Annotated in this window: 9 protein-coding genes; 2 read left to right on the forward strand and 7 right to left on the reverse strand. The window is 72.3% G+C overall.

Annotated elements, in window-relative coordinates:
* Nucleotides 1-46 precede the first annotated feature (46 nt).
* The 3 genes from ACFU6K_RS22920 to ACFU6K_RS22930 all read right to left on the reverse strand — a co-directional run bounded on the left by ACFU6K_RS22920 (nucleotide 47) and on the right by ACFU6K_RS22930 (nucleotide 3,095).
* Nucleotides 47-1,192, reverse strand: coding sequence for a D-alanine--D-alanine ligase family protein (locus ACFU6K_RS22920; RefSeq protein ID WP_380665830.1), 1,146 nt, complete (start codon nucleotides 1,190-1,192; stop codon nucleotides 47-49).
* Between the two features lie 74 nt (nucleotides 1,193-1,266).
* Complete coding sequence (locus ACFU6K_RS22925; protein WP_380665832.1) at nucleotides 1,267-2,268, reverse strand: NAD(P)H-dependent glycerol-3-phosphate dehydrogenase; 1,002 nt, start codon at nucleotides 2,266-2,268, stop codon at nucleotides 1,267-1,269.
* Nucleotides 2,265-3,095 carry a lysophospholipid acyltransferase family protein gene (locus tag ACFU6K_RS22930; protein ID WP_380665834.1) on the reverse strand — a complete coding sequence of 277 codons (831 nt, stop codon included), beginning with the start codon at nucleotides 3,093-3,095 and terminating at the stop codon, nucleotides 2,265-2,267. The genes ACFU6K_RS22925 and ACFU6K_RS22930 overlap by 4 nt, the downstream gene beginning before the upstream one ends.
* Nucleotides 3,096-3,323: 228 nt before the next feature.
* Here ACFU6K_RS22930 and cofC point away from each other — a divergent pair, with 228 nt between their 5' ends.
* Together cofC and ACFU6K_RS22940 are read left to right on the forward strand one after the other, a co-directional pair.
* Nucleotides 3,324-4,007: a 2-phospho-L-lactate guanylyltransferase gene (gene cofC, locus ACFU6K_RS22935; RefSeq protein ID WP_380665836.1), complete on the forward strand. Its 684-nt coding sequence runs from the start codon at nucleotides 3,324-3,326 to the stop codon at nucleotides 4,005-4,007.
* 98 nt (nucleotides 4,008-4,105) lie between these two features.
* Nucleotides 4,106-4,327: a hypothetical protein gene (locus tag ACFU6K_RS22940; RefSeq protein ID WP_030257846.1), complete on the forward strand. Its 222-nt coding sequence runs from the start codon at nucleotides 4,106-4,108 to the stop codon at nucleotides 4,325-4,327.
* A gap of 203 nt (nucleotides 4,328-4,530) precedes the next feature.
* Here the strand turns inward: ACFU6K_RS22940 and ACFU6K_RS22945 are convergent, their stop codons facing one another.
* The 4 genes from ACFU6K_RS22945 to leuC form a co-directional block, all read right to left on the reverse strand.
* Nucleotides 4,531-5,130 (reverse strand): HU family DNA-binding protein, encoded by a 600-nt coding sequence (locus tag ACFU6K_RS22945; RefSeq protein ID WP_380665839.1) that lies wholly within the window; start codon nucleotides 5,128-5,130, stop codon nucleotides 4,531-4,533.
* A 133-nt stretch (nucleotides 5,131-5,263) separates the two neighbouring features.
* The gene (locus ACFU6K_RS22950) at nucleotides 5,264-5,611 is read right to left on the reverse strand and encodes a hypothetical protein (protein WP_369808362.1); all 348 of its coding nucleotides are present in this window, start codon (nucleotides 5,609-5,611) and stop codon (nucleotides 5,264-5,266) included.
* 182 nt (nucleotides 5,612-5,793) lie between these two features.
* The gene (gene leuD, locus ACFU6K_RS22955) at nucleotides 5,794-6,390 is read right to left on the reverse strand and encodes a 3-isopropylmalate dehydratase small subunit (protein WP_049659169.1); all 597 of its coding nucleotides are present in this window, start codon (nucleotides 6,388-6,390) and stop codon (nucleotides 5,794-5,796) included.
* A gap of 3 nt (nucleotides 6,391-6,393) precedes the next feature.
* Nucleotides 6,394-7,818 (reverse strand): 3-isopropylmalate dehydratase large subunit, encoded by a 1,425-nt coding sequence (gene leuC / locus ACFU6K_RS22960; protein ID WP_380665841.1) that lies wholly within the window; start codon nucleotides 7,816-7,818, stop codon nucleotides 6,394-6,396.
* Between the last annotated feature and the right edge of the window lie 306 nt (nucleotides 7,819-8,124).

An 8,124-nucleotide genomic window follows, 5' to 3' on the forward strand; every position in this document is an offset into this window, starting at 1 on the left:
GGCCGGGAAGCTCCCGGCCCGCCCTCCGCGCGTCCGAAGACAGGCCCTAGCGGAGCCCGGTCGAGCGCCGCAGCGCCGTCGCGAGCAGCCGGTCGATCAGCTCCGGGTACGAGACCCCGCTGGCCTCCCACATCTTCGGGAAGGCCGAGATCGGGGTGAAGCCGGGCATGGTGTTGATCTCGTTGATCATCCAGGTGCCGTCCTCCAGCAGGAAGAAGTCCACCCGGGCCAGGCCCTCGCAGCCGAGCGCCTCGAAGGCCTCGACCGCCTGGCGCTGGATCTCGGCGAGCTCCCCGGCGGTGAGGTCCGCCGGGATCTTCACGTCCGAGGAGTCGATGTACTTGGCCTCGAAGTCGTAGAAGTCGAAGCCCTCGCCGACCAGGATCTCGCCGGCCACGCTGGCCCGCGGGCCGTCCTCGAACTCCAGCACGCCGCACTCGATCTCGCGGCCGGTCACGCCCGCCTCGATGATCAGCTTGGGGTCGTGCCGACGGGCCTCCTCGATCGCCGCGTCGAGGTCGGCCAGGTCCTTCACCTTGGTGATGCCGATGCTGGAGCCGGCCCGGCAGGGCTTCACGAACAGCGGCAGGCCCAGCTCGGCGGCCCGCTCGCGCACCGCCGTGCGGCCCGCCTCGGACTCCCAGTCGCGCGGCCGCACGATGGTGTAGCGGCCGACGTCCAGACCGTGCGAGGCGAGGATCCGCTTGGCGAACTCCTTGTCCATACCGGCCGCGCTGGCCAGCACGCCGTTGCCGACGTACGGGACGCCGGAGAGCTCCAGCAGGCCCTGGAGCGTGCCGTCCTCGCCCCACGGGCCGTGCAGCAGCGGGAAGACCACGTCGACCTCGCCGAGGGCCTTCGGGGTGCTGCCCGGCTCGGTCAGGACCACCTCGCGGTCGCCCGGGGCGACCGGCAGCGCGACCTGGCCGTCGACGCCCTCGGCGACGTGCGCCACGTCCGGCAGCTTCCCGTCGGTGATGGCCATCCGGGCCGGCTCGTCGCTGGTCAGCGCCCAGCGGCCCTCGTGCGTGATGCCGATCGGCAGCACGTCGTACTTGTCGCGGTCGATCGCCCTGAGCACACTGCCCGCGGTGGAGACCGAGATCGCGTGCTCGGAGCTGCGCCCGCCGAAGACCAGCGCGACGCGCGGCTTCCGGTCGGACCGGTTCGGGGAGGACTGTTCGATGCTCATATCGGGTTTGAGACTACCGTGCGAGGCCCTTCCGGGAAGTCAGCGGCGCCGCACCCCCGGCGCCGCCGCTCCGGTCAGCGCCGCTCCGGCTTGGCCGAACGCGACATCAGCGCCTGCAGCGCCTCCTGGGTCGGCCGCCCGTTGTGCACCACGTCCACCACGGCCTCGACGATCGGCATGTCGACCCCGTTGCGCCGGGCCAGGTCCAGCACCGACTCGCAGGACTTCACGCCCTCGGCGGTCTGCCGGGTGGCCGCGCTGGCCTCCGCGAGCGTCATGCCCCGGCCCAGGTTCATGCCGAAGGTGTTGTTGCGCGACAGCGGCGAGGAGCAGGTGGCCACCAGGTCGCCCATCCCGGCGAGTCCCGCGAAGGTGTGCGGGTCCGCGCCCAGCACCTCGCCGAGCCGGGTGGTCTCGGCCAGCCCGCGGGTGATCAGCGTCGCCTTGGTGTTGTCGCCCAGCCCCATGCCGGCCGCCATGCCGACCGCCAGGCCGATCACGTTCTTGACCGCGCCGCCGAGTTCGCAGCCCACCACGTCGGTGTTGGTGTACGGCCGGAAGTACGGCGTGTGGCAGGCCGCCTGGAGCCGCTTGGCGACCGCCTCGTCGGAGCAGGCGACCACGCTGGCCGCGGGCTGCCGGTTGGCGATCTCCTTGGCCAGGTTGGGCCCGCTGACCACCGCGACGCGCTCCTGACCGACCCCGGTGACCTCGTCGATCACCTCGCTCATCCGCTTGGCGGTGCCGAGTTCGATGCCCTTCATCAGGCTCACCAGCACGGTCTGCGGCTCGATCAGCGGCGTCCAGGCGGCCAGGTTGTCGCGCAGCGTCTGCGAGGGCACCACGAGCACCGCGAAGTCGGCGCCGGCCAGCGCCTCGGCGGCGTCGGTGGTGGCCCGCACGGTGTCGGGCAGCCGGACGCCCGGCAGGTAGTCCGGGTTCTCGTGGGTGGAGTTGACGGCGTCCACCAGTTCCTGGCGGCGGGCCCAGAGCACGACCTCGCAGCCCGCGTCGGCGAGCACCATCGCGAACGCGGTGCCCCAGGAGCCGGTTCCCATCACGGCGCAGCGGGTCACTTGCCGGCCTCCTCGGTGCCCTTGCCCGGCTCGCCCTTGGCGCGCCGGCGCTCGGCCAGCGCGGCCGCGGCGCGCTCCCGGGCGGCCTTGCGCATGTCGTAGCGCTCGGCCGGCGGCTCCTCGCCGCGGACTTCGGCCAGTACGGCGGTGATCGCGGTCATGATGTCCTCGGTCGCGTCGGCGAGCACCTGGGCGGTGAGCTCCTGCCCCTGGTACCTGCTCAGGTCCACCGGCGGCCCGGCCGCGACGGTGACCTTGTGCCGCGGGAACAGGTTGAACCTGCCCTTCCCGAAACCGGGCCGGCCGTACGGCGGGATGATCTCGTGGGCGCCCCAGTGCGCGACGGGGATGACCGGCGCACCGGTCATCAGCGCGACCCGGGCGACCCCGCTCTTGCCGGTCATCGGCCACAGGTCCGGGTCCCGGGTGAGGGTTCCCTCCGGGTAGAACTGCACGCACTGGCCGCCGTTGACCGCGTCGATCGCGGCCCGGAACGCCTGCGCGGCGTCGGTGGACTCGCGGAACACCGGGATCTGGCCGGTCTTGCGCAGCATGAATCCGATGAAGGGGACGGAGAACAGCGAGGACTTGCCGAGAATGCGCGGCGGACGTCCGCTGTTGTACTGCCAGTGCGCGTAGATCACCGGATCGATGATCGAGTTGTGGTTCACCGCGGCGATGAAGCCGCCGTTCCTCGGAATGTGCTCCCAGCCCCGCCAGTCGGGCTTCACCAGGGCGGTCGTCACCGGCTTCACCAGCACGGCCGCGAAGCGGTACCAGATGCCGTAGTCGGCGTTGCCGAACTTGGCGTACGAGCGGCGGGCCACCCCAGCTCCTTCTCATCCGATGCGGCACGGATTACCGCGGTCATGGTGTCCCGGTGCCGCGCACCGCTTCCGCCGGTGCCCGGGCCACGGGCGCGGAACAGTGTCGCCCGCCCGCTCACCGGCTGTCGAGCAACCGCGCCAACCCGCCCGGCGGGCGTGATCAAACGCACGTCCGCACAGCTCGAACGGCCTGGCGAGGGCTCCGGGACCAGCGCCAGAATGACACCGGTGACCCAGGACACCGTACGCCCCAGTGAGCCCGTCGCGCCCCCCGCACCCACGGCCGGCTGGTCGCTGGTGCTCCCGCTCAAGCCGCTCGCCCTGGCGAAGAGCAGACTGGCCCCGTACGCCGGGCCGCACCGGGCCGACCTGGCACTGTCCTTCGCCCTGGACACCGTCACCGCCGCCCTGGCCACCCCGGACGTCGACCGGGTCCTGGTGGTCACCCGCGACGCCGAGGCCGGCGCCCGACTGGCCGCGCTAGGCGCCCTGGTGGTCGCCGACGAGCCCGGCGGCGGCCTCAACCGGGCCCTGGCGCACGGCGCCGCGGCCGCCCTGGCCCTGGCCCCGCGGGCCCCGCTGGCGGCGCTCTCGGCGGACCTCCCCGCGCTGCGCCCGGCCGAACTGGCCCGGGTGCTGGGCGCGGTGCCGCCCGACGGCCGGGCCTTCCTGCCGGACTCCCCCGGCCTCGGCACCACCCTGCTCGCCTGCGCGCCCGGACGTCCGCTCTCCCCCGCCTTCGGGGACGGCTCGCGGGCCCGGCACACGGCCGGCGGGGCGCTCGAACTGCGCCTGCCGGACGTGGAGTCGGTGCGCCGGGACGTGGACACTGGGACGGACCTCGGCGAGGCCGCGGTGCTCGGCCTCGGCCCGCACACCAGCGCGCTGTTCGCCCGCCTGAGCCTGCGCTGAGCCCGCCTCCGAGCCCTCCTCGACGCCCTCCGGAGCCCGCCCGGGCCGGCGCCGACCTGCTCCCCGGCCCGGGCGGGGCCGCTCGCTAGGCTGCTCGCATGCAGGCCACCGCGTTCACCTTCGACCCCGCCACCCGGGCCGGCTCCGTGCTGCTCGACGACGGGACCCCGGTGCCGTTCGACGCGGCCGCCTTCGACGCCGGCGGCCTGCGGCTGCTGCGCCCCGGACAGCGGGTGCGGATCCGCACCGAGGGCACCGGCGAGGCCCGCCGGGTGGTCTTCGTGACGCTCCAGACCTTCCCCGACCCCGCCGAGGGCTGACGGCCCCGCCCGGCCCCACCCGGAACCCCGCCACCCGCCACCCGCCTCCCCGCCCGGAACGGCCCCGCGCCGACGCACGCCGCGGATTCCTGACTAAGCGCCCGGAAATCGAAAGAGCCGCGGCGACCGGTCTCCGCGAATTCACGGGAGGGGGGGTGCCGCGGCTCTGGGCCGAAGGCCGTCCGAGGACGGTCGCGCGGGACTTACTTGGCAGAGGTCTTGCGCGCGGTGGTCTTGCGGGTGGCGGTCTTCTTCGCCGGCGCCGTCTTCTTGGCGGTGGCGGCCGCCTTCTTGGCGGTGGCCGTGGTCTTCTTGGCGGCGGCCGTGGTGGTCGCCTTCTTGGCGGCGGCCGTGGTCGCCGTCTTCTTGGCGGCGGCCTTCTTGGTGGCCGGGGCGGCGGCAGCGGCGGCGGCGGCGCGCTTGGTGGCGGCACGCTTGGCGGCCGGGGTGGCGGCCACGCCGCTCTTGCCCGGGGTGAGGGAGCCCTTGGGGGCCTTCTTCACCGAGGGGCCTTCCTTCGGCAGCTTCTTGCTGCCGCTGACCAGGTCCTTGAAGCCCTGGCCCGGACGGAAGCGCGGGACCGAGGTCTTCTTGACCTTGACCCGCTCGCCGGTCTGCGGGTTGCGGGCGAAGCGCGCGGAGCGCTCCACCTTCTCGAAGGTGCCGAACCCGGTCACCGAGACCCGGTCACCGGCCACAACGGCACGGACCATGGTGTCGAGCACTGCGTCGACGGCCTCTGCGGCAGCCTTGCGACCGCCCAGCTGCTCGGCCACCGCTTCGACAAGCTGAGCCTTGTTCACGTCTTCCCCTTCGGAAACGGGCGCCGGATGATTCCATCCGTTCTTTTCGCACGTTAGGTATGTATCTGCGGACTTTCAATTACCAAACGCGCGAATCACCCTAGTGTCGCAATGGATTTGCGCGTCGGCGACCTCAGTCGAGCGGCGGGGGCCCCTCGTCGAGGTCATGTACAAAGCGACTCAACCGCCTTGCCGCCTCCGGAAGATCGCGCTTGGCGGTCTCGGTGACGATGAGGAGTTGACGGGTGAGAGCGGTCTTTGCATCGGCAGACACGTTCAGCGCATGCACGCGGGCGTGAGCTTGCTTCAACCGCTCGGCCACAAGCGCGTAGAGCGCTACGACTTCCTGGTCGTCCGGCCCCTCAGCTGGTGCGGAGGTGACGTCCGGCCGGTCGTCAATTCGGCGTTCGGATGGCCGGCCCATGGAGTCCTCAGTCGCGGGTTCGCCGCCCGCGTACGGAGGTTCATGGTGCCGGTGCATGTACTGATTGTGCCATCTACCCGCAGTTGTACTTGCGCGGGGCCCTCTTCCGCAAAGCCAAATGGGCAATCCGGGGCGGGCCCCGGCGCTAACTCGTGCTCCGGAACGACGGATGGCCCGGCCCCCCCGAGGGGGGCGCGGGCCATGCGGTGGATCGTCAGAATGCTTGTTCTGAGGGGAACTCAGGCGACCGGCAGAGTACGGGGCTTGAAGGCCGGACGGGTCTCCTCGAAGGCCGCGATGTCGGCCTCGTTCCGCAGCGTGATGCTGATGTCGTCCAGCCCGTTGAGCAGCCGCCACCGGACGTTGTCGTCCAGTTCGAAGGCCGCCGTGACGCCTTCGGCCCGTACTTCGCGCGCCTCCAGGTCGACGGTGATCTCGGCCGAAGGGTCACTCTCCGTGAGCGCCCAGAGCCGCTCCACGGTCTCCTGCGGCAGGACGACCGTCAGCAGGCCGTTCTTCAGGGAGTTGCCCCGGAAGATGTCGGCGAAGCGCGACGAGATGACCGCGTGGAAGCCGTAGTTCTGGAGCGCCCAGACGGCGTGCTCCCGGGAGGAGCCGGTGCCGAACTCGGGACCGGCCACCAGGACCGTGGCGCCCTGCCGCTCGGGCCGGTTGAGGATGAACGACTCGTCCTTGCGCCAGGCTTCGAACAGGCCGCCCTCGAAACCGGATCGGGTGACCTTCTTGAGCCAGTGGGCGGGGATGATCTGGTCGGTGTCCACGTTGCTGCGGCGCAGCGGGACGGCCCGGCCGGTGTGGGTGGTGAACTTCTCCATGGCTCAGGCCTCCACGGGAGCGACGTCGGCGGTCAGGTCGGAGGGGGACGCGAGGCGGCCCAGCACGGCGGTCGCGGCGGCGACCTGCGGGGAGACCAGGTGGGTGCGGCCGCCCTTGCCCTGCCGGCCCTCGAAGTTGCGGTTCGAGGTGGAGGCGCAGCGCTCCCCCGGGGCGAGCTGGTCGGGGTTCATGCCCAGGCACATCGAGCAGCCCGCGTGGCGCCACTCGGCGCCGGCCGCGGTGAACACCTTGTCCAGCCCCTCCTCGACGGCCTGGAGCGCGACCCGGACGGACCCGGGGACGACCAGCATCCGTACGCCGTCGGCGATCCGGCGGCCCTCCACGACGGCCGCGGCGGCCCGCAGGTCCTCGATCCGGCCGTTGGTGCAGGAGCCGACGAAGACGGCGTCGACCTTCACCTCGCGCAGCGGGGTGCCGGCCTCCAGGCCCATGTACGTCAGGGCGTTCTCGGCGGCCAGGCGCTCCTGCGGGTCGGCGAAGGAGGCCGGGTCCGGCACGTTCGAGCCCAGCGGGGCGCCCTGGCCCGGGTTGGTGCCCCAGGTGACGAAGGGGGTCAGCTCGCTCGCGTCGATGAAGATCTCGTGGTCGAAGACCGCGTCCTCGTCGGTGCCCAGGGTCCGCCAGTACGCGACGGCGGCGTCCCAGTCCTCGCCCTGCGGGGCGTGCGGGCGGCCCTGGAGGTACGCGAAGGTCGTCTCGTCGGGGGCGATCATGCCGGCCCGGGCGCCCGCCTCGATCGACATGTTGCAGACGGTCATCCGGGCCTCCATGGACAGGCTCCGGATCGCCGAACCGCGGTACTCCAGGACGTAGCCCTGGCCGCCGCCGGTGCCGATCTTCGCGATGACGGCCAGGATCAGGTCCTTGGCGGTGACGCCCTCGGGCAGTTCGCCCTCGACGGTGACCGCCATGGTCCGGAACGGCGCCAGCGGCAGGGTCTGGGTGGCCAGCACGTGCTCGACCTGGCTGGTGCCGATGCCGAACGCCAGTGCGCCGAAGGCGCCGTGGGTCGAGGTGTGGGAGTCGCCGCAGACCACGGTCATGCCGGGCTGGGTCAGGCCGAGCTGCGGGCCGACGACGTGCACGACGCCCTGTTCGACGTCGCCGAGCGAGTGGATCCGGACGCCGAACTCGGCGGCGTTCCTGCGCAGGGTCTCCAGCTGCACCTTGGAGACCGGGTCGGCGATCGGCTTGTCGATGTCCAGGGTGGGGGTGTTGTGGTCCTCGGTGGCGATCGTCAGATCGGTGCGGCGGACCGTGCGGCCGGCCAGTCGCAGCCCGTCGAAGGCCTGCGGGCTGGTGACCTCGTGGAGCAGGTGGAGGTCGATGAAGAGGAGGTCGGGTTCGCCCTCCGCGCGCCGCACGACGTGGTCGTCCCAGACCTTCTCTGCGAGTGTCCGTCCCATCGGATTCCCTCCAGCCGGCCGCGTTGCCGGCCTTCTCGTGTCGTCGAGGTCAAAGCGTGTGCGCCGCCCTGAGACTCCCGGGCCGCTCCCGTCCAGAGTGGCGCTTTTCGCCGGAGATTGAACTTGTGTCTCGCGGAGTGAGATCGCGGTCTTAGCGCATGGACAGGGCGCGACCCCCCGTCCGCCCCGGCCGGCCGGGCCCCGCGGCGGCTCCGCTGGGCCCCTCCGGCGGCCCTCCGGAGGTCCCCCAGCGGTCGCGCGCGGAGGCCTCACGGAACGCCGAAAGGGCCCCACCCGGTCACGGGT

Source organism: Kitasatospora sp. NPDC057512, from assembly GCF_042802135.1.
Classification (GTDB): Bacteria; Actinomycetota; Actinomycetes; order Streptomycetales; family Streptomycetaceae; genus Kitasatospora.